The organism is Bacillus sp. FSL L8-0199, assembly GCF_038005705.1.
Lineage (GTDB): Bacteria > Bacillota > Bacilli > Bacillales > Bacillaceae_G > Bacillus_A > Bacillus_A cereus.
The window spans coordinates 2107255-2132018 of the sequence record NZ_JBBOTS010000001.1; the positions used below are offsets into that span (position 1 = coordinate 2107255).

Sequence of the window (24764 nt, forward strand, 5' to 3'; positions counted from 1 at the left end):
TGTAACTTTTTTACTGTATCATATCTATCGTATTTTGTAACTGAAAGTATGTGACATATGGAAATTGATTTTTCGAAAAAATAGATAATAATAGTATAATAAGGAGAAGTGGAAGAGATGTTAGCACTTATTTATACAGCAAATTAAGTGGAGGAATGAAGCATGTATAAAACATTTCTATTTGATTTAGATGGAACTTTAACGGATCCGAAAGAAGGGATTGTAAACTCGGTTTTATATGCATTAAAAAAAGTAGGAATTGAAGAAGTACATATAAGTGAGTTAGATTCATTTATAGGTCCTCCTATTCAGCAATCATTCATAGAGAGATATAATATGAGTGAAGGAGAGGTTGAACGTGCTGTTTTTTACTTCCGTGAGTATTTAAAGCAGCGTGGATTGTTTGAAAATAATGTATACGAGGGGATTCTGAAGCTCTTGCAACAATTAAAAAGTTCAGGGAATCGCATATTCGTAGCAACTTCAAAGCCCACTGTATTTGCGAAACAAGTTATAGAGCATTTTCAATTAACGAATTATTTCGAAGACATCATTGGAAGTAATTTAGATGGTACGAGAATAAAAAAAGAAGAAATAATTGCTCATATTTTACAAACACATGAAGAACTAAATAAAGAAGAAATGATAATGATTGGTGATAGAAAGCACGATATAATAGGTGCAAATCAGAATGGAATTGCTTCAATTGGTGTTTTATATGGCTATGGCTGTGAAAAAGAACTGACTGAAGTTAGTGCGACCTACATAGTGAAAGATGTTGAAGAACTGTATCATTTTTGTGTAGAGAAAAATTTAATACAGCAGTAAATATAGATTCTAGCAATCCCTTTATAACGTATGACGATGAATTCGTTTCTGTTTAAAGGGATTTTTCATATGTAATCGAATAATTATAATTAGACATTTTTAGCATAAAAATTTGTATGAATAAGAGGAGGGATGTCAGAATTAAAAGGTTAGTAGAAATTTATCAATAAAATTTAGAATATTCTGTTTAATGGAGGGGTAAAATTGGAGTTAGTTATTATATTATTAGCACTAAGTTTACTTATGTTCGTAGCATACAGAGGTTTTTCTGTTATTTTATTCGCGCCGATATTTGCATTATTTGCAGTATTTTTGACAGAACCTAGTTATGTATTACCTTTCTTTTCTAATATCTTTATGGAGAAAATGGTTGGATTTATAAAATTATATTTTCCTGTGTTTTTATTAGGAGCAATATTTGGAAAAGTAGTGGAAATGTCAGGAATTGCAGATTCTATCGCAAAAACAATTATTGAGTTAGTTGGTGAAAAACGTACTATATTAGCGATTGTATTAATGGGGGCTATTTTAACGTATAGTGGTGTTAGTGTGTATGTAGTAGTGTTTGCTGTTTATCCGTTCGCAGCTAAGTTGTTTCGACAAGCTAATATTCCAAAGCGTTTAATCCCTGGAACGATTGTTCTTGGAGCAGTAACGTTTACAATGGATGCGCTACCTGGATCACCACAAATTCAAAATGTAATACCTACAACATTTTTTAAAACGGATATTTATGCTGCACCGATACTTGGGATTGTAGGAGCAATTTTTGTTCTTACATTAGGTTTACTATATTTAGAGAGTAGACGTAAGAAGGCAAAAGCAGCAGGTGAAGGATATTTTGGTTTTAATGATGGAAATACTGAAATGGCAGCATCTTTGCAAGTAGAACAAAAAAATATGCCATTAATTAATAACATTGAAATCACAAGAGCGCAACAACTTATTGCATTTATACCACTTATTTTAGTAGGTGTAATGAATAAAGTGTTTACTATTATGATACCGAAGTGGTATCCAAGCGGTTTTGATTTTTCTGCAATTGGTATGAAAGCATTTGGAAAAGTAGAATTAAGTGCAGTAGTAGGAATTTGGTCTGTAGAATTGGCACTTATTATAGGAATCTTAACAACGTTATTATTATATTGGAAGCGAGTAGTAACAGGTTTCCAAGCTGGATTGAATACAAGTATTGGTGGAGCGCTACTTGCAACGATGAATACAGGAGCTGAGTTTGGATTCGGTGGTGTCATTGCAGCACTTCCAGGCTTCGCAATTATGAGAGATGGCATCTCTGCTACTTTCACAAATCCGTTAGTGAATGGTGCAGTAACGACGAATATTTTAGCTGGAATTACAGGCTCTGCATCAGGAGGAATGGGAATAGTATTAAGCGCAATGGGAGATAAATTCATTGCAGCGGCCAATCAATTTGATATTCCATTAGAAGTTATGCACCGTATCGTATCAATGGCATCAGGAGGAATGGATACACTACCCCATAACGGGGCTATTATTACTATTCTTACAGTAACAGGATTAACACATAAACAGTCATATAAAGATATATTTGCTATTACTATTTTGAAAACGGTTGCTGTATTTTTAGTTATCGCATTCTATACTTTAACAGGACTCTATTAAAAATTTGAAGCGTAAAGATTCATCAAATCGATAATTTATGTCATAAAATATTAATTAGGATAAGAAGGGGTGGGGGACTTGCAAGAGGTTTCTGAGTTTCGGATGCCAAAGTCGGTATTATATGGAAGGAATTCGCTTGAAAAACTGGGAGAACAATCAAAAAAGTTAGGGAAAAGAGCTTTTATAGTTACTGATACAATTATGGAGAAATTAGGATATATTGAAAAGTGTATACAACAACTAAATAAGAAAGGTATTACTGTTAGCACATATAATAAAGTGGATGCTGAGCCTACAAATGTACACGTATTAGAAGCGTTATCTCTTTGTAAAGAGGAAAAGTGCGATTTTATTATTGGTATTGGTGGTGGAAGTTGTATTGATGCTGCGAAAGCAGTAGCGGTTTTATATACAAATGGTGGAGAAGTTGAGGATTATGTCCAAAAGGATATTGAAATAGAAAACAATCCACTACCACTTATTGCAATTCCAACAACTTCTGGTACTGGTTCGGAAGTTACAAGTGTAGCAGTAATTACGAATAAAAAAACAGATGTAAAAATGATGATGAAGCATCCTAGTTTTATACCGAAAGTAGCAATTATAGATCCAGTTTTGACAAGTTCGTTACCACCAGAAATTACGGCAGCAACAGGAATAGATGCGTTATGTCATGCGATTGAAGCTTATATTTCTAAATTTTCACAACCACTTACAGATGTACTTGCTCTTTCGGCTATTGAAAGTATTATGAAATATTTACGTATAGCATATGAAGATGGACGTAATATGGAGGCAAGAGAAGCGATGATGATTGCTTCCTTACAAGCTGGAATTGCATTTTCGAATGCATCAGTTACATTAGTTCATGGAATGTCAAGGCCAGTGGGAGCATTATTTCATGTACCGCATGGAATATCAAATGCCATACTATTACCTACAGTGTTAGAGTTTACAAAAACAAGTGCAGTGAAAAGGTTAGCAAAAATTGGGCGTAGTTTAAATAAGGATTTGTATTCGAATTCTGATGAGGAAGTAGCAAACTACACGCTTGGGGAAATAAAAAAACTTTGCTTTGATCTTCGTATTCCAAATTTAAAAAAATATGGAATCGATGAAATTGAATTTGAAAATGCTATTTCTAAAATGGCATTAGATGCAATTGAAAGTGGTAGCCCAGCTAATAACCCACGTGTTCCATCATATGATGAAATCAAAGAGTTGTATCGAGAGTGTTTTAATTATAAGTATAAAGAATTTATAAAAACATCAAATTTTTAATTTCAGAATATTCTATAAAAATTTCCTTGGAAATGAAAGTAGAATTATTCTTTATTATTCCGTTAAAACAAGACTTTATATTCCAAACTTAAAGTCTTGTTTTATTGTGTATAATATACATAATAAAACGTTGTTATTAGTTTTATAAAAATAGTTTAGGTAGGTGTTTTGTTTATATGAAAACGATAGGTCTTATAGGTGGTATGAGTTGGGAATCAACTTCAGAATATTATCGAATTATTAATGAAGAAATAAAAGAGAGATTAGGAGGGCTACATTCAGCAAAATGTTTGATTAATAGTGTGGATTTTGAAGAGATTGAACGATGTCAGTCTAGCGGAGATTGGGATGGTGCTGGAGAAATTCTAGGGAATGCGGCATATTCATTACAAAAGGGAGGAGCAGACTTTATAATTATTTGTACAAATACAATGCATAAGGTAGTTGGAAAAATAAAGGCGAAAATTGATATTCCAGTCTTACATATTGCTGATGCAACTGCAAAAGAAATTAAAAGAAAAGACATTCAAAAGGTTGGTCTGCTTGGAACTAAATATACAATGGAGCAAGATTTCTATAAGTCACGTATAGAAGAAAATAATATAAAAGTAATAGTACCATCAGAAAAAAATAGAAAAGAAATAAATAAAGTAATATATACAGAATTATGTTTAGGAAAAATAGTATCTCAATCTAGAGAATATTATAAAAGAGTCATCGAAGAGTTAGTGCAAAAAGGAGCACAGGGAATCATATTAGGTTGTACAGAAATAGGATTATTAATAAAGCAAGAAAACGTATCTGTCCCGATATTTGATACAACTCATATACATGCAATTGAAGCAGTCAAGGTAGCTCTAGATAGAGTATAATTATATTATGTAAACTTGATTCGTATATCTGGAAAACATTCAGAAAATATTTTATAATGTAAGTGGTTACATTTAAGGGGGAATGCGTATGTTTTCAGTTCAACCAATCGCATTTGTACATAATGAAAGAAAGGAAATAAAAGATGATGAGTGGGGGAAAGTAAGATCCCGTATAACTTTAACTGAAATGTATGCAGAAGAAAGTATACAAGGGATTGAAGATTTTTCTCATATTGAAGTTGTTTTTTATTTTCATAAAGTAACTGACGAGCAAATTCAGTATTTTGCTAGACATCCTAGAAATAATAAGGATTATCCTGAAGTAGGTATTTTTGCACAGCGCGGGAAAAATCGTCCGAATCGCATAGGTGTAACAATTGTCAAGGTAATCAAAAGAGAAGGTAAATCAATTATTGTTGAGGGATTAGATGCTATTGATGGCACTCCTATATTGGATATAAAACCAATAATGAAAGGGTTTATGCCGACAGAAGAAATACACCAGCCTAAATGGGCAACGGATATAATGAGACAGTATTGGAAGGGGAATGGAGTAAAATGAGAATATATGAGGCAACAATTGCAGATTTAGATGGACTAGCATCAGTTTTTAATAACTATCGCATATTTTATAGACAAGATTCTGATTTAGAAGGGGCAAAAGTATTTTTACGAAATCGAATTGAGAGAAAAGAGTCCGTTATTTTCGTAGCAGTTGAAGACGGCGAATATATTGGGTTCACGCAACTATATCCATCATTTTCTTCCATTTCAATGAAAGAATTATGGATTTTAAATGATTTATTTGTACAAGCGGCGAAGCGTGGAGCCGGAACAGGTAAAAAATTATTAGAAGCTGCTAAAGAATACGCATTAGAAAATGGAGCAAAAGGTGTAAAGCTGCAAACAGAGATTGATAATTTATCAGCACAACGATTATACGCTGAAAATGGTTATTTGAGAGATAATCGTTATTTCCATTACGAATTAACGTTTTAAAAAATTAAGTTGAAAGAGACATTTTCAAGAAAAAGAATTTCTTTGTAATGAGAAATTCTTTTTTATTTTTGCCTAAATTAAAAAACATGACAAAAATAAAACGATATTTATTTATTGTTAAACAATAAATGTTGTGATAAAATTATGTTGTCATTAAATAAGTGAGGAATTGTAAATGAATCTTAAACGAAGTTCAACAACGTTCTTAAAAGTAATTATTTTTCTTGCTGGAATTTCAGTGCTTGCTTTATGCATATTTTTAGTGCCGGAAATGGCGAATTTCGCAGCAAATTTGTATCCTAATATTGCTCCGATGAAATATCTTGTTTTCATTGTGATGTATGGAGCAGCTGTGCCTTTTTACGTTGCTCTTTATCAGGCTTTCAATCTTTTACAGTACATTGATGAGAACACAGCGTTCTCGGAATTATCAGTAAAGGCGTTAAAGAATATAAAGCGCTGTGCAATTACAATCAGTGGTTTGTATGTATTAAGTTTGCCACTTTTTCATTTTATAGCGAAAAAAATGGACCCTCCTATTGGGCTAGTGGGACTCATTATCGTTTTTGCTTCGCTCGTTATCGCCGTTTTTGCTGCTATCCTCCAACGACTTCTACAAGAGGCAATTAACATAAAATCAGAAAATGATTTGACGGTCTGAGGTGGCGGATATGACAATCATTATTAATATTGACGTCATGTTAGCAAAACGAAAAATGAGTGTAACGGAGCTTTCGGAGAAGGTTGGAATTACGATGGCGAATCTTTCTATTTTGAAAAATGGGAAAGCAAAAGCGGTTCGTTTTTCAACATTAGAAGCGATATGTAAAGCTTTAGAGTGTCAGCCAGGGGATATTTTGGAGTATAAAAACGATGAGAATACTCAATAAAAACAGATAACAAATGTAAATAATAGAAGTCAATAAAGAAGGGATAGCCACTAAGCTATTCCTTCTTTACGTTAATTGCTGTTACTAATAAAAAATATAATTTGAATTGCAATGTTTGCGTATCAAAAGGGAACTTGCTACCTTTTGAGGTGATCCGTTTTGTGGAAGACAATTATTTGCCAAAAAGGCTATTTAAACTATGTTTTAAATTATTTCGAGTGAATCAAAATCTTCATTTGTATTATAGTTGATTTAAAACCCAGTTTGTTGCATCTTCAAAGTTATCTGCAATGTAGTTTGGTTCAATATGTGCCCATTTGTCTCGGTACGTATGCAAAGCATCATACCCAGCGCCTGTTCGGACTAGAATCGTAGTCGCATTTACTTTTGCCTCTGCAACAATATCAGTCCAGCGATCACCAACTACAGCACATTGTGTTAAATCAAGCCCATGTTTTTTTGCTGCTTTAAGCAGCATGCCTGTACTTGGTTTACGGCATTCACAACCATCACCGTGTTTATGAGGACATACATAAACATCATCAAAACCGAAGCCTTCTAATTCTTGTACAAAATCGGCTACAGTTGCTATTCCATCTGCGATACCAGGTTGATTTGTGAAAGAGAAAATTTTTATATTTTTAGCTTTTAGTTTTTGCAAAGATGTTTTTGTGAATGGAAATAATGTAAAAGATCCTGGATAATGTATTGTAGTGTCACCACCAATTGTACCGTCACGATCAATGAAAATTGCTTTAATGTTTGTCATAGTTATAGTCCCTTCAATTTATTCCGTATTAACGGGGAGTAAGACCCCCACTGATTAAAGTTTCACTTTATAAGTAGTTTAAAAATGTTTTACAAATCGGTAGCCATTTACTTCATAGCCTAATTTTTTGTAAAAAGGATGAGCTTCTACTCTTTTTGTTCCACTAACTAGCCATGTGCCAATGCAATTATGTTTCTTTGCTAATTGCTCGGCATAATCCATCAACACTTGTCCAATGCCTTTCCGTCGTATGTTAGAATCAACGCTAATAATTGAAATCTCTCCATAACGTGTTACATCTTCTAAATTTTCACGTATACGAAATCCAAGTAATCCAAATATGGCTTCTTCTGCCTCGTAAACATATAAAAAATCAAACGGACTCATTTGTACGAATTGTAATCGGTTGTTCATATCTTCATAGGAAATAGAGGAACCTTTTAATTCTTTCGTTAAAGAACAAAGTGCGTCTATATCATCTATCGTTGCTTCACGCATTTGAAAAGACATATTATCCACTCCAATAAAATGTAATCAAACATTTAATATTCTGTTAAAAAATGTTTTTTCCTGCTATGAAATAAATATTTTATAATGATATATAGATAGTTATATGTTATTCTTTTCCTTGATTGTATTAGAAATGGAAAGAAGGGGAATGCATGTTAAAAGTAAATATCCGCTCAGCTGGATATGAAATAGGCGAAAAAATAATTCATGATATAGCTTTTTCTATCGAAAAAGGTGAACTAGTTGCTCTTATTGGAGCAAATGGTGCTGGGAAGAGTACGACGATTAAAACGATACTCGGATTACTTGTAAATATGGACGGTGAAATATCATTCGGTGAAAAGAAAAATCCGTATGCATACGTACCAGAACATCCAACATACTATGATTACTTGACGCTCTGGGAACATATTGAATTATTAATGGCAGCTCGTGGAAGTGAAATGGGAAGTTGGGAAGAACGAGTGGAACAATTATTACATACTTTTCGAATGAATAAGCATAAACATGAGTATTTATCAAAGTTTTCAAAAGGCATGAAACAAAAATCGATGCTAATATTGGCATTTTTAACTGAGCCAGATTTTTATATCATTGACGAACCTTTTATCGGTTTAGATCCAGTAGCTACGAAAGAGTTTTTAAATTATTTATATAAAGAAAAAGAGCGCGGGGCAGGAATTTTACTTTGTACGCACGTATTAGATACTGCTGAAAAAATTTGTGAAAGATTTTTACTCATTTCACAAGGTACATTAGTCGCAGATGGACATTTAGAATCTATTCAAATATTAGCGGAAATGCCGGGTAGTTCATTATTAGACTGCTTTGATGTAATTGTAAGGCGTGAACAACATGATTAAACAACAATTTTATAAGAGATTACGCCATGAACTTGAGCGGAAATGGAAGTCTATCCGTTCGGTAACAGATTGGACAGTCGCATTATATATTATTATTCCAGCACTTATATTTATGGGAATCTATTATCGATCGCTATGGATAAATGAATTATCAACGGAAGAGACGATTTATTTCGGATTAGGATTACTCGCATTTTATTTAGTAACATATCCAAGAGGAGTTCGTTCATTTTTTGAGCAAGCGGATAGTTTATTTTTAATTTCGTATGCAACACATATGCGAAAATTAGTCCAGTATGGCATGATGTACACATTTGTTCGAATAGCGATAACGAATATAATAGTAGTCGTTATTATGTTACCGGTGTTGATGAAAAGTATCGAAGTAACAGAGATACAAGTCCTATTATTTTGGGTATTCTTTACTATATTTCGATTTATGTTGTCGTTGTTAACGAGATTTGTTCATGTACATGTGGGGAAACGATGGGTTTTATGGATTGTAAAAAATGTAGTATTTTCTATGAGCGTGTCCTTTTTTGGAATTAGTTTATTTTTTATTTATAAAAATCCGTTGTATTCAATTTTATTTATCGGTCTAGTAATTTTCTTAAGTAGTGTATTAGTAAAAGAGAAAATGAATTATAAAAAGTTCTTTTTTAAAGAAATCGAGAAAGAAAAGGAGGAAAGCATGCGCTGGACGAGCGGAATTATGCAAGTTGGTGGTCATGCGGCTAAACCGAGTAGTTCGAATAAAAAACCGTGGATGTTTCCGCGCTCTAAAAGACTTTTAGGGAAAAAAGCTGATTCTCGTATTGTCGAATCTTTTTTGAAAGAATTTTTCCGTACAAGTACTGCACGAATATTTTATATTCAAATTGTATGTATCAGTACTGCAAGTATAATTATGACTCCAAGGTGGATTGCAGCTATTGTTCTCGTATTTGCTGTAGTTGCAATTTCTCGCTATGCACGTGATTATTGGAATGAATTTACGAATAAGATGTTTCTTCGTTTATATTGTGATGAAGGGAAATTACTATTGTTAAGATGGAAGGCAGATCGTTATTTACTACTACCAGCAATACTTTTATATGGAATAGTTATACTTTCACAGTTTTATTTATTGCCAGCTGTGGTAGGCAGCGTTGTTTTTATTTTATTAATTGTATGGATTGTATTTCTACCATTAAAAAAGAGCCATTGATGGCTCTTTTTCTAGTCTGTAACACATTGATAAATAAAATATACTAAAACGAGTATGCTTGCGGCGGAATACATGACGTCTAAAGTCATTCAAGTGCCTCCTCAATATCGTGGTATTAATATTGTATGAAATCTTACAATTTCATATTCAAGTGAAAAATATGTGAACGTTAACAAAATTGTAAAGTGCAAAAATTATAATCATTTTGTATAATAGAAGAAACCACCGTTATATAAAAAATAATGAGTGAAAGGGGAGGGAACATAAATGCCAAATTGGTTTAGAAAAACCTTAGTCGCATTAATTACCGTATTTACATTTGGTTTAGTGACGCCTCCTTCCATATTGCTTGATAATGCCAAAGCTGCGGACAAGCCTACGAGCACAGCTGGGCAACAAAGTTTGGAGAGTACGTCCTATACATATGAAGAAACGAATGACAGGTTAACCACCGATACTTTTATTACTTATGCGATGCAAGAAGCAGAGAAGCAGTCGATGCAAAAGTTTGGTACTAAAATTGGTCCAGTAATTGAAGATGAATTTAAAGATGTAATATTACCAAAGATTGAAGAGGCAATTGCTGAGCTTGCTAGTGATGTACCAGAAGATTCACTACAATCATTAGCGATTTCTCAAAAACCAGCTGGTGGGAATAATGAAAAGATTTTTCATGTCTACGATACGAAATCAGGAAATGATTTATTGCGTTTCCATGTAAGAAGAGATCATCCACCGCAAGATGGTTATTATTTTAATTTCCATTATCATCGTTTTGATGATGGATACTCAGGACATCATGAGTTAGGAAATATTTATTGGAATACGAATGTACCGCCGAAATGGCTTTCTTAAAAAGAACAAGAGAAAATCTTGTTCTTTTTTATTTTTATAGAAGGGACAGACAACCATGTTGTTGAATAACATAGGTTTAGAAAAAAGAAGCAAAGGGAGTATGGGAATGCAAAAATATATTGTTTTTGACTTTGATGGCACATTAGTAGATTCACAAAATATATTTGTACCAATTTATAATCAAATTGCTGAAAAGCACGGATATAAAACGGTAAGAGAAGAAGAAATTGAGTATTTACGCAAGTTAACGATGGCGGAGAGATGTAAACAACTCGATGTACCACTGTATAAACTACCGATATTAGCGCTGGAGTTTTATAAATTGTATCAACCTGCTATAAAAGATCTTATTTTGTTCCATGGGATGAAGGAAGTATTAGATGAACTACATAAAAAAGGCTACGGAATTGCAGTCATATCATCGAACTCAGAAGAGCATATTCGGGCGTTTTTACAAAAGAATGATATAGAAAATATACAAGAAGTGTATTGTTCTAAAAATTTGTTCGGTAAAGACAAGATGATAAAAAGATTTTTAAAATCGAAAAAGATAACAGAGAAAGATATGTTATATGTCGGTGATGAACAGCGAGACGTAGCAGCGTGTAAAAAGGCTGGAGTGAACGTAATTTGGGTATCTTGGGGATATGATGTTATTGAAACAGTGAAAAAAGATGCACCAGATTACATGGTTCATAAGCCGATGGAAATTGTGCAAGTAGTACAAGGAGCGTATTCTTAATATGAATACACTGCGAGCAGGCATTCATCATATTGAATTTTGGGTAGCAAATTTAGAGGAGTCCATTTCTTTTTATAATAAGTTGTTTTCCATAATTGGGTGGAGAAAGTTAAATGAAGTAGCATATAGCACAGGAGAAAGTGAAATATACTTTAAAGAAGTAGATGAGGAAATTGTAAGGACGTTAGGGCCTAGACATATTTGTTATCAAGCTATTCATAGAGAAGTAGTTGATGAAGTAGCAGATTTTCTTTCTAGTACGAAAGTGAAGGTAATACGTGGTCCAATTGAAATGAATCATTATTCGGAAGGTTACTATACGATTGATTTTTACGATCCGAATGGATTTATTGTAGAAGTTGCCTATACACCAAATGCAGAAATGTAAGGGGAATAGATATGAAGATAATTACAGCACGGCAAAGCAATATACAAATAGTAAAAGATGCAGCGAATATTGAAGAAATTTCTAAAGGTTTTTCGCCTGATAAGAAATATATAATTACGAATGCAAATAATGAAAAATATTTATTTCGGACAGGCGATATAAAAGAGTATGAAAGAAAGAAAATAGAGTTTCAAATTTTAAATGAAATGGTAAAACGTAACGTACAGGCACAAAGGCCAATTGAAATAGGTATATTGGAAGAAGAAGGTGTATGCTATAGTATTTTTTCATATTTAGAAGGGGAAGATGCGAAGAAGCTATTGCCTACGTATTCACCAAAAGAACAATATGATATTGGTATAGAGGCAGGAAAAGATTTAGCAAAAATGCATACATTTGAAGCTCCTAAGGATATACTTCCATGGTATGAAAGAGCTATGAAAAAACATAGTAAATATGTAGAGGTATACAAAACATGCGGAATAAAAATAAAAAATGATGATAAAATCATAAAGTTTATAGAGGAAAATGAAATATATTTAAAGAGCCGCCCGAATCGATTTCAACACGATGATTTTCATTTAGAAAATATAATTGTACGGGATGGAAAATATGTAGGTGTTGTTGATTTTAATGGCTATGACTGGGGCGACCCAATTCATGATTTCGTAAAAATTGCACTGTTTGCAAGGGATATTAGTATTCCGTATTCAATTGGACAAATAGAAGGATACTTTAATAGGAAAATACCAGAGGAGTTCTGGAAATTATACACGGTGTATGTTGGCATGACAGTTTTCTCCTCAGTTGTCTGGACATTACGAGCAGCGCCGCATATGTTAGATGATATGTTAGAGCGTCTTACTATAGTTTTAGAGGATCATAATAACTTTGAGTTATCGAAGCCAATTTGGTTTCAACCAGATAAGATTGATATGAAATAGAAAAGGTAGGTGTGATTCGCACCTACCTTTATTTTTTACCATCAAGATACTTATTTAATTTTCTTAAATGTAAGCGGCTGAGTACTTAATGTAGCTGGTACATGTAACTGAAGGGATGGGAATTCACCACTTACATTCATTTCATAAGCGAATAATAAGCTCATTTTCATTTGGAATAAGTCAACTTTTGTGGAGAAGATGTCGTAATGATGATGCCCTAATTGAATATCCATTTCCATAAATTGTACATATAACGAATCATCTCGTTTGTATACTTGTAATGTTCCGTATGCAGGATGTTCAAAAGTACCAGTATAATCCTCTAACTTGTGCGAAGGTGTAGTCCCTTTAATTTGTTCAGGGAGGGATTCAGTTGCTTCTTTCATCATTTCCTTCATTTTTTTAGTATCTTCTACAGCACGTTTATGCCAATCAATGGATTCTAATTCAAGTAGTTCGTCATAAATTTGATTAGCGAGATAAGTAGGAAGTAATGTTCCTCCAGCATTCGTTAAAATGACAAGGCCTATGTTTTCTGTTGGTATGAATGAAACAAGCGCTGAAAATCCATCGATATTACCGCCATGATGAATCACTTTTTTACCACGATAAGCGCTAATAAACCAACCAAGACCGTAACTATTTAATGGAGATTCAGGGAGTGATAAAACCGGTTGGTCTGGAATTGAATTGTGTGGTGTATACATTTGTTGTAATAATTCAGAGGAGATTAATTCATGATCTCCAAATTTTCCTTCATTTAAGTGGAGAAGTACCCAATTTGCCATATCTTCAATTGTGGAATTAATACACCCAGCAGCGCCAACTGTATCGATGTTACGGAATGGAACTGCTTTTATTTCACCGTCATTTTCAATGTAAGGTAAAGCGTAATCATCTGTAGTTTGTGAATCGTTAACAGAGAAGTTTGTATGTCTCATATTTAAAGGTTCTAAAATATGTTCTGTAGTGTATTGCTCCCACGTTTGATTTGTAATGTTTTCAACAATGTAGCTAATTGTTGCATACATTAAGTTGTTATATAGAAATGCAGTCCGGAACGGTGCATCAAGTGGTAAATGTTTTATTTTTTCAACGAGATCTTTTCGAGATAAGGAAGAACTGTACCAAAGAGCCTCATGACGACTCACTCCAGTTCGATGAGAAGCTAAATCCCGTCCTGTAACTTGTGAGCTAGCAAGTAGTTCAGATAAAGTAAAGTTAGGTATATAAGACGGGACAGGAGCATCCCAATTAAACTTTTTTTGCTGTGCTAACAAGCTTAATGAAAGTGTACCAAACGCTTTCGTTGAGGAACCGATTGCGAATCGAGTATTCGGTGTAACAGCCTCTTTTGTTTCTATATTACGATAGCCGAAACCTTCTGAAAGAATAACTTCACCGTCTTTTATAACAGCGACAGCAACACCAGGAACATTTAAATCCTTCATCATTTTTTCAACCGTGGTTTGTAAAGAAGTCATAACAGGTGTTTCAATTTTAGACATATTTCTAACCTCCAAATATAAATTTTGATCTACCGCACTATACTTTCGGTAATAGAAAATGAAAACCTTTTAAAATATGGAAAGTTAATAATTTTGTAAGAATTAGCGCAAGAAATTTTATTAATTAAGATTATTAAATTTACCATTTTTCATGTTATGATAAATTCCATATACGATTGAAAGAAGGTTTTCCTACATATGAAACATGCTGAAAATGAATACTTAAATTTATGCCGCCATGTAATGGAACATGGTACGAAGAAAGAAGATCGTACAGGGACAGGAACTGTATCTGTATTTGGATATCAAATGCGTTTTGATTTGAGCAAAGGATTTCCTTTATTAACGACAAAAAGAGTACCATTTCGCCTTGTAGCAAGTGAACTACTTTGGTTTATGAAAGGTGATACAAATATTCGCTATTTATTGCAGCATAATAATAACATTTGGAATGAATGGGCGTTTAAGAGCTGGGTAGAAAGTGATGAGTATACTGGTCCTGACATGACTGATTTTGGTCTTCGTTCACAACAAGATGAAGAATTTAAAGTACAGTACGATGAGCAAATGGAATTGTTTAAAAAGAACGTTTTAGAAGATGATGAGTTCTCAAATAAATATGGTTATTTAGGAGACGTTTACGGTAAACAATGGCGTGCTTGGAAAACGACAGCTGGTGAGACACTTGATCAATTAAAAGATGTAATTGAAATGATTAAAAAAACACCAGACTCGCGTCGTTTAATCGTTTCTGCTTGGAATCCTGAAGACGTACCGAGTATGGCATTACCGCCTTGTCATACATTATTCCAATTTTATGTAGCGGACGGAAAACTTTCTTGTCAGCTATATCAAAGAAGTGGTGACATATTCCTTGGAATTCCATTTAACATCGCAAGTTATTCACTACTAACACATTTAATTGCACATGAATGTGGTCTTGAAGTAGGAGAATTTGTTCATACAATTGGAGATGCACACATTTATACAAATCATTTTGAACAAGTAGAAAAGCAATTGGCACGTGAACCACGTCCATTCCCGAAACTTACATTAAATCCAGATGTGAAATCTGTGTTTGATTTTGAAATGGAAGATTTAACGATTGAAGGATACGATCCGCATCCAGCAATTAAAGCACCGGTTGCAGTATAATTGTAGAGGAGATGAAAAAATGATTGTTTCATTTATGGTCGCGATGGACGAAAATAGAGTAATTGGTAAAGATAATAATTTACCTTGGCGTTTACCGAGTGAATTACAATACGTGAAGAAAACAACGATGGGCCACCCGCTTATTATGGGAAGAAAGAACTATGAAGCGATTGGTAGACCACTGCCTGGAAGACGTAATATTATTGTAACTCGTAATGAAGGGTATCATGTTGAAGGCTGTGAAGTTGTTCATTCTGTAGAAGAAGTATTTGAACTATGTAAAAATGAAGAAGAGATTTTTATTTTTGGCGGAGCGCAAATTTATGATCTCTTTTTACCTTATGTAGACAAGTTATATATAACAAAAATCCATTATGCATTTGAAGGAGATACATTCTTCCCAGAAATGGATATGACAAATTGGAAAGAGATTTTTGTAGAAAAAGGTTTAACGGATGAAAAAAACCCGTATACGTATTATTACCATGTATATGAGAAGCAACAATAATAAAAAAGATTGATGTGAATTCTCACATCAATCTTTTTATTTGTATTCACCAATATAAGTTTATAGATGAGATTCGATAGTGCTATAATGATAGGTAGCATGTAAAAATGCTAAAATTTTCAAAAGTACTAATATAGAAAGAGGAGGAGAATCGATTGAGAAAGATATGGGGGATTCTTTTTCTTTGCTTAACATTCATGTTAGTTGGATGTGGTAAAGAAGAAAAACCACAAGAAGCGTTTGATACATATGTAAAAGCGTGGAATAAACAAAAATTTGCAGATATGTATGATCAACTATCAAAAAATGCAAAAAAAGATATTTCAAAGAAAGAGTTTACTGAGAAATATGAAAAAATTTATTCTGGTATCGAAGTGAAAGACTTAAAGGTAGAAACAGGGGAAGTAAAAGAAGATAAAAAAGATGAAGGTCCTGTTCCTTTTAAAGTAAGCATGGATACAGTTGGTGGTAAAATCACATTTGGTCATGAAGCAAAAATGGTGAAAGAAAAAGATGGAGATAAAGAATCTTGGAAAATAGATTGGACTCCTGATTTTATTTTCCCTGGCATGACGAAAGATAGTAAAGTGCGTATGCAGACAACACAGCCAAAACGTGGTGAAATATACGATCGTAATGGAAAAGGTCTTGCAACGAATGGGAAAGCTTCTGAAATCGGATTGATTCCTGAAAAGTTAGGGGATACTGCTCCGCAGACGAAAGAAACAGTAGCGAAGTTATTAAATATGTCTGTAGAAGAAATTGATCAAAAATTAGCTGCTAAATGGGTAAAACCAGGGTATCTCGTACCAATTGGAATTTTGCCTGAAGGGGCAACACAAAATACGTACATTGATTTACCAGGTGTTTCAACAAAACCTGTAAATGTTCGTACATATCCGTTAGGGGAAGCGGCAGCTCATCTGACTGGTTATATTGGAAAGGTAAATGCTGAAGATTTAAAAACGCTACAAAAGAAAGGCTATCAAGCTGATGACCCAGTTGGTAAAGCTGGCTTAGAGCAAGTATTAGAGGAAAAGCTACGCGGTAAAAAAGGTGGCCGTGTCTTTGTAGAAGATGCGCAAGGAAAAGAAATTAAAAATTTAGCAAAAACAGATGCTGTTGATGGAGAAAATGTAACTTTAACTATTGATAGTGTTGTTCAAGAAAAAACGTATAATGAAATGAAGGGCGAAGCTGGTTCAAGTGCAGCAATTAATCCGAAAAGTGGAGAAACAATTGCACTAGTAAGTAGTCCAGCATATGATCCTAATATAATTGCACGAGGGACATCAAAGGCACAACGCGAAGCGTGGAATAATGATCCGAAAAAACCAATGACAAATCGCTTTACACAATTGTCGGTACCAGGTTCTGTATTTAAACCAATTACAGCTGCAATTGGTCTTGAAACGAAAACGATTGATCCAAAAGAAGAGTTGAAAATTGAAGGATTAAAATGGACAAAAGATTCTTCTTGGGGTAATTACTATGTAACACGTGTGAAAGATGCAAATCCGATTGATTTTGATAAGGCGATGAAATACTCGGATAATATTTACTTCGCACAAGAAGCTTTAAAAATCGGAAAAGACAAGTTTATGAGTGAAGCGAAAAAATTCGGATTCGATGAGAAACTACCAATTGAATATGGATTCCCTGCTTCTAAAATTGCAAATGACGGCATTAAAAATGATATTCAAATGGCAGATACAGGATATGGACAAGGACAAGTATTAATGACTCCTCTTCATTTAGCTTTAACGTATGCGCCAATTGTAAATGATGGAACGATTCCATCACCGTATATTATTAAAACAGATAAACAACCAAAAGCTTGGAAAGAAAATGTAATTTCTAAAGGAAATCAGGATATATTAAAAACTGCTATGACAAAAGTAATTAATGATCCAGATGGTACAGGGAAAATTGCTAAAATTGATGGCATGACTCTTGCTGGAAAAACAGGTACAGCGGAATTAAAAGTATCAAAAGAGGCCGAAGGAAAAGAACTAGGTTGGTTCGCTGCATTTGATTTAAATTCGCCAGATATGGTCATTACAATGATGATTGAAGATGTAAAAGGTAGAGGCGGAAGTAATATTCCAGCTGAAAAAGTAAAACATGTATTTCAAAAATAATATGTAATAGTAGGCTATCTCTATAAGTTGTAGAGGTAGCCTTTTTATATGAAAGAGTTCTTAATATCTGTATACTAAATTTTAAGGAAACAAAGTAAATCATTAACTTACGAAAAAAAAGTAGCTATTTTTTATTGACATTGATTGAAACTTTTTGTATTATACTTACATAAGGTAAGTTATTAACTTTTAAAAAACAAATCTTGAATTAAAGATAAAGAGAGAAAAGGGAGAGAATACAATGACAAAAGTACTATTTATCACAGCAAATCCAAATTCAGCAGAAGGTTCTTTCGGAATGGCAGTAGGGGAAGCTTTCATCGAAGCTTATAAAAATGAACATCCACAAGACGAAGTTGTAACAATTGATTTATTCAATACTACAGTACCAGCAATTGATGCAGATGTATTTGCTGCTTGGGGTAAATTTGCAGCAGGTGAAGGCTTTGAAGCTTTAACTGAAGTTCAACAACAAAAAGTAGCAGCAATGAACACAAACTTAGAAACATTTATGAATGCAGATCGTTATGTATTCGTAACTCCAATGTGGAACTTTAGCTATCCACCAGTAGTAAAAGCATACTTAGATAACGTAGCAATCGCAGGTAAAACATTCAAATATACTGAAAATGGTCCAGTCGGCTTATTAGAAGGTAAAAAAGCACTTCACATTCAGGCAACAGGTGGCGTATATTCTGAAGGAGCATACGCAGCTGTAGACTTCGGTCGCAATCACTTAAAGACTGTATTAGGATTTGTCGGTGTAAATGATACTGAATATATCGCAGTTGAAGGTATGAATGCAAACCCTGAAAAAGCACAAGAAATTAAAGAAGCAGCAATTGCTAATGCTCGTGAATTAGCAAAACGTTTCTAATATAGAATGCTTAAAAAGTCCAAACACTTGCTGTTTGGACTTTTTTTCTTCTTTTTCCTTCGTTTGTCTAGTATAATGAAGGTCGGAATGATAATAGGTGGGGGTTCTGTATGATTCAAACGTTTTTTAAAATCTTTTATTTAATTTTAATCGTAATTGCGATTACACCGAGAATGTGGCGTCTTAAAAGACAAGTAAATACGATGGCGCCAAAAGAAAAAGATAATGCTGTGTATAAAACGACAAATTGGTTTGGTAAGAAAATGGTACGTGTAGCTGGAGGGGCAGTAGAAGTGAAAGGACTTGAAAATGTTCCGAAAGACAAGCCAGTACTAGTTGTAAGTAATCACCAAAGTAATATGGATATCCCTGTTTTACTAGGTTACTTAAATAAACCAATTGGATTCGTTTCAAAAGCAGAGATTAAAAAGTTCCCAGTTGTACCAACTTGGATGGAACTTATGAATTGTGTATTTATGGATCGTAGCGATCGTCGTCAATCTCTTCAAGCGATTAAAGATGGAATTGAACTATTAAAGAATGGACATTCTATCGTAATTTTCCCTGAAGGAACGAGAAGTAAGGGTGGCGAAGTTGGAGAGTTTAAGGCTGGTAGTTTTCATCTTGCAGTAAAGTCAGGTGTAGCAATTTTACCTGTAACGTTAGATGGTACATATAAGATGTTTGAAGCGAATGGAAATCGTATGAAGCCAGCTCATGCAACAGTAACAATTTCTAAGCCGATTACACCTGAAGATTATGCGAATATGGATATTAAAGAATTAACGAAGCATACACAGGAAGTTATCGCATCACAATTACATAAGTAATAAAAAAGGATTCAGCTTATAGTAAGCTGAATCCTTTTTTATTATGCTGTAGGTAAGACATAAAAGAGTACACAGAAGAACATCATCGCACTACCACCTAAAACGAACAGGTGCCATATGGCATGGTTGAAAGGTAGCTTTTCCCAAAGGAAGAATATAGCTCCGACAGAATATAAAATTCCACCTGCTAAAAGTAGTGAAAAACCATGTCCAGTTAGATTTTCATAAAGTGGTTTAATGGCAACGATTATGAGCCAACCCATAATGATGTAACATAAAGTTGAAGCCTTTATAAAGCGACGTACAAAGAAAATTTTGAAGACGATACCTCCGATTGCTAGTGTCCATATTATAGCAAGCAACGTCCATCCTAATGGGCCACGAAGTGTAATAAGTAGAAAAGGAGTATACGTGCCAGCAATCAATAAGTAAATGGCTGAATGATCTAAAATAGTAAATATTTTTTCTACTTTAGGATGATGAATGCTATGTAGCAATGTTGAAAACAAGTACAGTAAGAACATGCTTACACCATAAACAGTAAATGCAACTACAGCTGATGCGGTACCGTGCTTAGAAGCATGAATAATCAATATGATTAAGGCAGGGATGCTTAAAATGGCACCGATACCATGTGTAATTGCATTTGCAATTTCTTCTTTTACAAATTGGGTCATTCGTGTCATTTTTTCAGTCATAATGCAAATCCTTTCTACTATCATAAAATAATATGTCATTTCCCTTACCATATCATACACAAGAGCAATAGAAAATGAAATTTGTATAATTGATTATATTTTTGAATTTTTTTGATAAAAGACAATGGATTTGTTGACGTTTTCAAACTTTTTTGACAAAATAAAATTATGTAATAGTAGGACAAGGAAACTACTAATAAAGGGGATGGGGAAATGTTTTCAAATATTGGCTTTCCAGGGTTAATTTTAATTTTAGTAGCAGTACTCATTTTATTTGGACCTAAAAAATTGCCGGAAATCGGGAAGGCTTTAGGGGAAACGTTAAAAGAGTTTAAAAAATCAACGAAAGAATTGACAGATGACGCATTTCAAGAAAAGGAAAAGAAAGAAAAAATGTAGTGTATTTTCCTTGTAATGGATAAATAAAGTGTGGTGAACGAGATGGAAGATCGGGAAATGAGCGTAGTAGAACATATTGTTGAGCTTCGAAAAAGAGTAATATATACGGTGTTATCCTTTGTACTATTTTTAATTATTGGATTTACTTTTACAAAGGATATTTATTTTTGGCTTGTAAAAGATTTACCAATGAAATTAACTGTTCTCGGTCCAAGTGATGTATTGTGGATTTTTTTCTCGATTGCTACAGTATTTGCTATCGTTTGTACAATTCCTTTTGCTGCTATACAAATTTGGTTATTTGTAAAACCGGGTTTACATCCAAATGAACAAAAGATGACAATAATGTATATACCGGTATTGTCTATATTATTTCTCGCAGGTTTATGTTTTGGATATTTCATTGTAATGCCGTTTCTATTTCACTTTTTAACTACGATAGGTAATGAAATGTTTAATACGATGTTTACGACAGAAAAGTATTTTCATTTTGTACTTAATTTAACAGTTCCATTTGCTGTGATTTTTGAATTGCCAGTCGTTGTAATGTTTTTAACTAGTATTGGAATACTTACGGCGGAATTTTTAATAAAAATAAGAAGGTATGCTTACGTAGCATTAATTATCATTGCATCTTGTATATCACCGCCAGACTTTTTATCTCATAGTTTAGTTGCAGTGCCGCTTATTTGTATTTATGAAGTAAGTATTGCGTTATCAAAGGTTGTTAGTAAGAGGAAAAAGAAAAGAGAAGAAATGCAGTCGAAAAGTGCCTCGTTATAAAGGCACTTTTTTATTTATTTGTTATACTATAGCTATAAACGTATACAATATATAGAAGAAAAAAATTATAGAATCTCCAAAATTTAGACAAACTTTGCGCTTTTATAAGCTTATACTAAATGTATTAAACAATTGATGGATAATGAGATTCCCGTCTCAGAGATATTTAGGACGGGAAGGTGAATTAGGTGGAGATGAATAGAGTATAAATCTTCTAGCCATAAGGACTACAGAAATCATATAAGTCTGATTTTACTCCACTTTAAACAACGTGTTACAGCGCAAAGTAGAGGAAGTTCAAAAATCCAATGAAAAAGAGGATTGATATTGTGATTACGAAAAGTTTTTATTTCACTCATTCAACAGGGGATTGCATTAAAATATTCGAAATCCCTGTCCTACAGGCACAGCATCCATTATCGTTTCTAATTCAGTCTCGTCTTCAATTATTTATTGCAAAAATTCAAAGACAAAAACACCCAAGATTTTCGTATTCTTTCCGTGAATATTTACAAAATTGTTTGAAGTGGAATGATTATTTAAATGTATATAAAACAAATACCCTTGAAAAAAATGCATGATACGAAGTACGGACAGGGTTAGTAAACTCTGTCTTTTTCATTTTAGATATGAAAATATAATTAATTTGATGAAATTTCGTTCCAAATTGTTGAAAGCAATGGGAATACTAGTATAATAACAAGGAGAGCGTATTGGAAAGGGAAGAAGTATAGTATGCAAAAAATTAAAATTGTAACAGATTCAACGGCAGATTTATCACAAGACGTAATCGAAAAGTATGACATTCATGTTTTACCATTATCAATCTCTGTAAATGGACAAACATATTTAGATCGCGTTGATTTACAACCTGACGAATTTATTGAAGAAATGATTAAATCAGAGGAATTACCAAAAACATCACAACCAGCTATGGGTACATTTGTAGAAATGTATGACAAGCTAGGGGAAGATGGAAGCGAAGTCCTTTCTATCCATATGACAAGTGGAATGAGCGGTACTGTAGCAACTGCAAATAGCGCTGCATCAATGACTGATACAAAAGTAACAGTTGTTGATTCTCAATTTATTACACATGCTTTAGCATATCAAGTAATTGAAGCTGCAAAAATGGCAAATGACGGACGCTCACTAGAAGAAATTTTAAAACGTGTAGATGAAGTAAGAAAGAATACTCGTTTATATGTAGTAGTGGATACATTAGAAAACTTAGTGAAGGGTGGACGTATCGGTAAAGGAAAAGCGTTTATCGGTTCGCTACTTAATATAAAGCCAATTGCTAGTCTTGAAGACGGTGTTTATAATCCTGTAACGAAAGTTCGTAGCCAAGGCCAAATTGTAAAAACATTAGCTAAGTTATTTGAGCAAGATACGGCTGGAAAAGTCGTAAAAGCTGTTGCAATTCCGCATGCGAAAGCAATTCCTTTAGCTGAAAGTATGAAAGCGGCGGTTGAAAAAGTGAGTGGATTTGCTCAATCAGAAATTTTTTATACAACGCCTATTATTAGTACTCATACAGGTCCGGGTGCAATCGGATTTATGTATTTAGCAGAGTAATAAAAAAGCTACTTGAAAATATATTTCAAGTAGCTTTTTTATGTAAATAGAAAGTAAGAAATAAGAAGAGCTACACAGGCACTACCGCTAATGATATAGCGAGTCTGTAAATATTCATTCATAGAAAACACCCTTTATCCCGCTATTTGCGGACAGTAAAACTCTCTACCTCAAATTTAGCTGGAGCAAAGAGGTTAGGTAGCGGGCTGCCCGTAAAAGCTTGATTGGTGAAGGCAAATAATCAGTGGGGATGAAGAAATCCCACTAATTAAAGTTTCACTATAGGATTTTCTATATTATATGTTGGATATAGAAAATCAGTCATTACGTTACACATGTAAAGTTTCAATTTTTTCGTTTATTTGCTTATCATTTGTTGCGTTACTATAAATAAAAGTTTGACCTAAAAAGAGTACATGCAGTTGTTCCCACGGTAACATGCGCAAATTCCAATTATTTCGAAGTCTAGTTATTGCTTCACGAGGTGTTTCATCGGCGAGTGCAAAAGCTCCGTAATGCATTGGTATAAAATGTGTAGCGTTTAAATCTAAATAAGCTTGCACGGCCTCTTCAGGTGAAACATGAGATACTTTCATAAACCATTCTGGTTCATAAGCGCCAATGGGCATAAGAGCAATATCAATTAAAAAGCGTTCACCAATTTCTTTGAAACCTTGGAAATAGCCACTGTCGCCACAAAAATATATGGTTTCCATAGTCGTTTCATTATCAATAATCCATCCGCCCCAGTGAGACGTATTCATATCAAATAAGAATCTTCTCGTCCAGTGCTGAGCAGGTACGAAGTGAAAAGAAACTTCGTTAATTATCGTACTTTCCCACCATTTATACTCTTCTACATGTTTAAATCTCTTACGAGTAAATAATTTTTTTAATCCAATAGGTACAAGATATAGAACATCATCATTCAACTGACGAAGAGTTGAAAAATCTAAATGATCATAATGACCATGTGAAATAAGGACAATATCAATTTTAGGTAGTGCTTCTATAGAGAGTCCAGGTTCTGTAAGTCTTGGAACTAGCTTTAATTTATTAGCCCATACTGGATCTGTTAATATATTAAGTCCATTCGTTTGGATAAGAAAAGTGGAATGCCCAATCCATGTGATAGTCGTTTTTTCAACATTACTTTGCAAAAATGCACTTTGTTTAACGGGTGATTGTTCTACTAAGAAAGAAAAATCTTTTTTGTTTTGCTTTCGTTCTTTACGCCAGCGTAAAAAAGAGCGAATTGATTTTTTTGTACTAACATTATCCATATTTTCATAGCGCTTTGCCATGAACATCACCTCATTTAAAATCGTTGTATTTGTATTGTACCGAAATGTTGTTAAGGAATACAGTGTAAAACATGGATTAATGTTTAAGGAATTGTTAAAAAATAGGGAGAGGTATTTACAAAAGTAACAATGAAATTAGTTTTATCACTTTTATTTAGAGAAATAATAGTAAAAAAATATATTTTGTCTAG

At 33.5% G+C, this 24764-nt stretch carries 28 protein-coding genes; 23 read left to right on the plus strand and 5 right to left on the minus strand.

Annotation, left to right across the window (positions count from 1 at the left end):
* Window positions 1–162 precede the first annotated feature (162 nt).
* The 8 genes from NST86_RS10995 to NST86_RS11030 all read left to right on the plus strand — a co-directional run bounded on the left by NST86_RS10995 (window position 163) and on the right by NST86_RS11030 (window position 6514).
* A complete protein-coding gene (locus NST86_RS10995) occupies window positions 163–828 on the plus strand; it encodes an HAD family hydrolase (RefSeq protein WP_000278478.1) in 666 nt (221 codons plus the stop codon).
* A gap of 204 nt (window positions 829–1032) precedes the next feature.
* Window positions 1033–2472: a GntP family permease gene (locus tag NST86_RS11000; protein ID WP_000424327.1), complete on the plus strand. Its 1440-nt coding sequence runs from the start codon at window positions 1033–1035 to the stop codon at window positions 2470–2472.
* A 78-nt stretch (window positions 2473–2550) separates the two neighbouring features.
* Window positions 2551–3753: an iron-containing alcohol dehydrogenase gene (locus tag NST86_RS11005; RefSeq protein WP_016117727.1), complete on the plus strand. Its 1203-nt coding sequence runs from the start codon at window positions 2551–2553 to the stop codon at window positions 3751–3753.
* A 176-nt stretch (window positions 3754–3929) separates the two neighbouring features.
* Entirely contained in the window at window positions 3930–4625 is a 696-nt protein-coding gene (locus NST86_RS11010; protein WP_000848571.1) for an aspartate/glutamate racemase family protein, read from the plus strand.
* Window positions 4626–4713: 88 nt separating this feature from the next.
* On the plus strand, window positions 4714–5187 hold the full coding sequence (locus NST86_RS11015; RefSeq protein ID WP_016117728.1) for an SAM-dependent methyltransferase: 474 nt from the start codon (window positions 4714–4716) through the stop codon (window positions 5185–5187).
* The gene (locus tag NST86_RS11020) at window positions 5184–5624 is read left to right on the plus strand and encodes a GNAT family N-acetyltransferase (RefSeq protein WP_001223853.1); all 441 of its coding nucleotides are present in this window, start codon (window positions 5184–5186) and stop codon (window positions 5622–5624) included. Before NST86_RS11015 ends, NST86_RS11020 begins: the two co-directional genes overlap by 4 nt.
* Window positions 5625–5799: 175 nt before the next feature.
* A complete protein-coding gene (locus NST86_RS11025) occupies window positions 5800–6285 on the plus strand; it encodes a DUF2975 domain-containing protein (RefSeq protein ID WP_001050149.1) in 486 nt (161 codons plus the stop codon).
* Between the two features lie 10 nt (window positions 6286–6295).
* Window positions 6296–6514 carry a helix-turn-helix domain-containing protein gene (locus tag NST86_RS11030; protein WP_000152534.1) on the plus strand — a complete coding sequence of 73 codons (219 nt, stop codon included), beginning with the start codon at window positions 6296–6298 and terminating at the stop codon, window positions 6512–6514.
* 241 nt (window positions 6515–6755) lie between these two features.
* Here the strand turns inward: NST86_RS11030 and NST86_RS11035 are convergent, their stop codons facing one another.
* Complete coding sequence (locus NST86_RS11035) at window positions 6756–7283, minus strand: HAD-IIIA family hydrolase (protein WP_340933712.1); 528 nt, start codon at window positions 7281–7283, stop codon at window positions 6756–6758.
* A gap of 78 nt (window positions 7284–7361) precedes the next feature.
* Window positions 7362–7793 carry a GNAT family N-acetyltransferase gene (locus NST86_RS11040; RefSeq protein WP_340933714.1) on the minus strand — a complete coding sequence of 144 codons (432 nt, stop codon included), beginning with the start codon at window positions 7791–7793 and terminating at the stop codon, window positions 7362–7364.
* A gap of 152 nt (window positions 7794–7945) precedes the next feature.
* Between NST86_RS11040 and NST86_RS11045 the strand changes: the two genes are divergently transcribed.
* The 6 genes from NST86_RS11045 (at window position 7946) to NST86_RS11070 (ending at window position 12792) form a co-directional block, all read left to right on the plus strand.
* The gene (locus NST86_RS11045; protein ID WP_227593368.1) at window positions 7946–8656 is read left to right on the plus strand and encodes an ABC transporter ATP-binding protein; all 711 of its coding nucleotides are present in this window, start codon (window positions 7946–7948) and stop codon (window positions 8654–8656) included.
* A complete protein-coding gene (locus NST86_RS11050) occupies window positions 8649–9863 on the plus strand; it encodes an ABC transporter permease (RefSeq protein ID WP_000595442.1) in 1215 nt (404 codons plus the stop codon). Before NST86_RS11045 ends, NST86_RS11050 begins: the two co-directional genes overlap by 8 nt.
* A gap of 267 nt (window positions 9864–10130) precedes the next feature.
* Window positions 10131–10718, plus strand: a complete 588-nt coding sequence (locus NST86_RS11055) for a YpjP family protein (protein ID WP_001134421.1) — start codon at window positions 10131–10133, stop codon at window positions 10716–10718.
* Between the two features lie 106 nt (window positions 10719–10824).
* Window positions 10825–11460 (plus strand): HAD family hydrolase, encoded by a 636-nt coding sequence (locus NST86_RS11060; RefSeq protein ID WP_001987851.1) that lies wholly within the window; start codon window positions 10825–10827, stop codon window positions 11458–11460.
* 1 nt (window position 11461) lies between these two features.
* Window positions 11462–11848, plus strand: a complete 387-nt coding sequence (locus NST86_RS11065; RefSeq protein ID WP_001094668.1) for a VOC family protein — start codon at window positions 11462–11464, stop codon at window positions 11846–11848.
* Between the two features lie 11 nt (window positions 11849–11859).
* Complete coding sequence (locus tag NST86_RS11070) at window positions 11860–12792, plus strand: aminoglycoside phosphotransferase family protein (RefSeq protein ID WP_000692078.1); 933 nt, start codon at window positions 11860–11862, stop codon at window positions 12790–12792.
* 50 nt (window positions 12793–12842) lie between these two features.
* Here NST86_RS11070 and NST86_RS11075 read toward each other — a convergent pair whose 3' ends face one another.
* Window positions 12843–14300 (minus strand): serine hydrolase, encoded by a 1458-nt coding sequence (locus tag NST86_RS11075; protein WP_000034348.1) that lies wholly within the window; start codon window positions 14298–14300, stop codon window positions 12843–12845.
* Between the two features lie 198 nt (window positions 14301–14498).
* On the opposite strand from NST86_RS11075, the gene NST86_RS11080 reads away from it, so the two are divergent.
* The 5 genes from NST86_RS11080 (at window position 14499) to NST86_RS11100 (ending at window position 19811) form a co-directional block, all read left to right on the plus strand.
* Entirely contained in the window at window positions 14499–15455 is a 957-nt protein-coding gene (locus NST86_RS11080) for a thymidylate synthase (protein ID WP_000679609.1), read from the plus strand.
* 19 nt (window positions 15456–15474) lie between these two features.
* Entirely contained in the window at window positions 15475–15963 is a 489-nt protein-coding gene (locus tag NST86_RS11085; RefSeq protein WP_000637207.1) for a dihydrofolate reductase, read from the plus strand.
* Between the two features lie 155 nt (window positions 15964–16118).
* On the plus strand, window positions 16119–18104 hold the full coding sequence (pbpC, locus tag NST86_RS11090) for a penicillin-binding protein 3 (protein ID WP_016117734.1): 1986 nt from the start codon (window positions 16119–16121) through the stop codon (window positions 18102–18104).
* A 241-nt stretch (window positions 18105–18345) separates the two neighbouring features.
* Window positions 18346–18981 (plus strand): FMN-dependent NADH-azoreductase, encoded by a 636-nt coding sequence (locus NST86_RS11095; RefSeq protein WP_000170025.1) that lies wholly within the window; start codon window positions 18346–18348, stop codon window positions 18979–18981.
* A 110-nt stretch (window positions 18982–19091) separates the two neighbouring features.
* Window positions 19092–19811 (plus strand): lysophospholipid acyltransferase family protein, encoded by a 720-nt coding sequence (locus NST86_RS11100; RefSeq protein ID WP_000616577.1) that lies wholly within the window; start codon window positions 19092–19094, stop codon window positions 19809–19811.
* A 41-nt stretch (window positions 19812–19852) separates the two neighbouring features.
* On the opposite strand, the gene trhA is transcribed toward NST86_RS11100, so the two are convergent.
* On the minus strand, window positions 19853–20509 hold the full coding sequence (gene trhA, locus NST86_RS11105) for a PAQR family membrane homeostasis protein TrhA (RefSeq protein ID WP_000136889.1): 657 nt from the start codon (window positions 20507–20509) through the stop codon (window positions 19853–19855).
* A 213-nt stretch (window positions 20510–20722) separates the two neighbouring features.
* Between trhA and NST86_RS11110 the strand changes: the two genes are divergently transcribed.
* From NST86_RS11110 to NST86_RS11125, 4 genes are all read left to right on the plus strand, one after another.
* Window positions 20723–20908 (plus strand): twin-arginine translocase TatA/TatE family subunit, encoded by a 186-nt coding sequence (locus NST86_RS11110; protein WP_000492443.1) that lies wholly within the window; start codon window positions 20723–20725, stop codon window positions 20906–20908.
* Between the two features lie 42 nt (window positions 20909–20950).
* A complete protein-coding gene (gene tatC / locus NST86_RS11115) occupies window positions 20951–21691 on the plus strand; it encodes a twin-arginine translocase subunit TatC (RefSeq protein WP_000390120.1) in 741 nt (246 codons plus the stop codon).
* A 329-nt stretch (window positions 21692–22020) separates the two neighbouring features.
* Window positions 22021–22272 carry a DUF2535 family protein gene (locus NST86_RS11120; RefSeq protein WP_000629013.1) on the plus strand — a complete coding sequence of 84 codons (252 nt, stop codon included), beginning with the start codon at window positions 22021–22023 and terminating at the stop codon, window positions 22270–22272.
* A 154-nt stretch (window positions 22273–22426) separates the two neighbouring features.
* Window positions 22427–23269 (plus strand): DegV family protein, encoded by an 843-nt coding sequence (locus NST86_RS11125; RefSeq protein ID WP_001169470.1) that lies wholly within the window; start codon window positions 22427–22429, stop codon window positions 23267–23269.
* A gap of 329 nt (window positions 23270–23598) precedes the next feature.
* Here the strand turns inward: NST86_RS11125 and NST86_RS11130 are convergent, their stop codons facing one another.
* The gene (locus NST86_RS11130) at window positions 23599–24573 is read right to left on the minus strand and encodes an MBL fold metallo-hydrolase (RefSeq protein ID WP_016117735.1); all 975 of its coding nucleotides are present in this window, start codon (window positions 24571–24573) and stop codon (window positions 23599–23601) included.
* Between the last annotated feature and the right edge of the window lie 191 nt (window positions 24574–24764).

What these genes read in the sequence shown, in the direction of transcription:
- NST86_RS11085 (WP_000637207.1), top strand. Translation starts at nt 15,475, where the DNA reads ATGATTGTTTCATTTATGGTCGCGATGGACGAAAATAGAGTAATTGGT.
- NST86_RS11070 (WP_000692078.1), top strand. Translation starts at nt 11,860, where the DNA reads ATGAAGATAATTACAGCACGGCAAAGCAATATACAAATAGTAAAAGAT.
- NST86_RS11040 (WP_340933714.1), bottom strand. Translation starts at nt 7,793, where the DNA reads ATGTCTTTTCAAATGCGTGAAGCAACGATAGATGATATAGACGCACTT.
- NST86_RS11010 (WP_000848571.1), top strand. Translation starts at nt 3,930, where the DNA reads ATGAAAACGATAGGTCTTATAGGTGGTATGAGTTGGGAATCAACTTCA.
- NST86_RS11035 (WP_340933712.1), bottom strand. Translation starts at nt 7,283, where the DNA reads ATGACAAACATTAAAGCAATTTTCATTGATCGTGACGGTACAATTGGT.
- NST86_RS11125 (WP_001169470.1), top strand. Translation starts at nt 22,427, where the DNA reads ATGCAAAAAATTAAAATTGTAACAGATTCAACGGCAGATTTATCACAA.
- NST86_RS11025 (WP_001050149.1), top strand. Translation starts at nt 5,800, where the DNA reads ATGAATCTTAAACGAAGTTCAACAACGTTCTTAAAAGTAATTATTTTT.
- trhA (WP_000136889.1), bottom strand. Translation starts at nt 20,509, where the DNA reads ATGACTGAAAAAATGACACGAATGACCCAATTTGTAAAAGAAGAAATT.
- NST86_RS11080 (WP_000679609.1), top strand. Translation starts at nt 14,499, where the DNA reads ATGAAACATGCTGAAAATGAATACTTAAATTTATGCCGCCATGTAATG.
- NST86_RS11095 (WP_000170025.1), top strand. Translation starts at nt 18,346, where the DNA reads ATGACAAAAGTACTATTTATCACAGCAAATCCAAATTCAGCAGAAGGT.
- NST86_RS11015 (WP_016117728.1), top strand. Translation starts at nt 4,714, where the DNA reads ATGTTTTCAGTTCAACCAATCGCATTTGTACATAATGAAAGAAAGGAA.
- NST86_RS11045 (WP_227593368.1), top strand. Translation starts at nt 7,946, where the DNA reads ATGTTAAAAGTAAATATCCGCTCAGCTGGATATGAAATAGGCGAAAAA.
- NST86_RS11060 (WP_001987851.1), top strand. Translation starts at nt 10,825, where the DNA reads ATGCAAAAATATATTGTTTTTGACTTTGATGGCACATTAGTAGATTCA.
- NST86_RS11110 (WP_000492443.1), top strand. Translation starts at nt 20,723, where the DNA reads ATGTTTTCAAATATTGGCTTTCCAGGGTTAATTTTAATTTTAGTAGCA.
- NST86_RS11075 (WP_000034348.1), bottom strand. Translation starts at nt 14,300, where the DNA reads ATGTCTAAAATTGAAACACCTGTTATGACTTCTTTACAAACCACGGTT.
- NST86_RS11030 (WP_000152534.1), top strand. Translation starts at nt 6,296, where the DNA reads ATGACAATCATTATTAATATTGACGTCATGTTAGCAAAACGAAAAATG.
- NST86_RS11130 (WP_016117735.1), bottom strand. Translation starts at nt 24,573, where the DNA reads ATGGCAAAGCGCTATGAAAATATGGATAATGTTAGTACAAAAAAATCA.
- NST86_RS10995 (WP_000278478.1), top strand. Translation starts at nt 163, where the DNA reads ATGTATAAAACATTTCTATTTGATTTAGATGGAACTTTAACGGATCCG.
- NST86_RS11100 (WP_000616577.1), top strand. Translation starts at nt 19,092, where the DNA reads ATGATTCAAACGTTTTTTAAAATCTTTTATTTAATTTTAATCGTAATT.
- NST86_RS11020 (WP_001223853.1), top strand. Translation starts at nt 5,184, where the DNA reads ATGAGAATATATGAGGCAACAATTGCAGATTTAGATGGACTAGCATCA.
- NST86_RS11050 (WP_000595442.1), top strand. Translation starts at nt 8,649, where the DNA reads ATGATTAAACAACAATTTTATAAGAGATTACGCCATGAACTTGAGCGG.
- tatC (WP_000390120.1), top strand. Translation starts at nt 20,951, where the DNA reads ATGGAAGATCGGGAAATGAGCGTAGTAGAACATATTGTTGAGCTTCGA.
- NST86_RS11055 (WP_001134421.1), top strand. Translation starts at nt 10,131, where the DNA reads ATGCCAAATTGGTTTAGAAAAACCTTAGTCGCATTAATTACCGTATTT.
- NST86_RS11065 (WP_001094668.1), top strand. Translation starts at nt 11,462, where the DNA reads ATGAATACACTGCGAGCAGGCATTCATCATATTGAATTTTGGGTAGCA.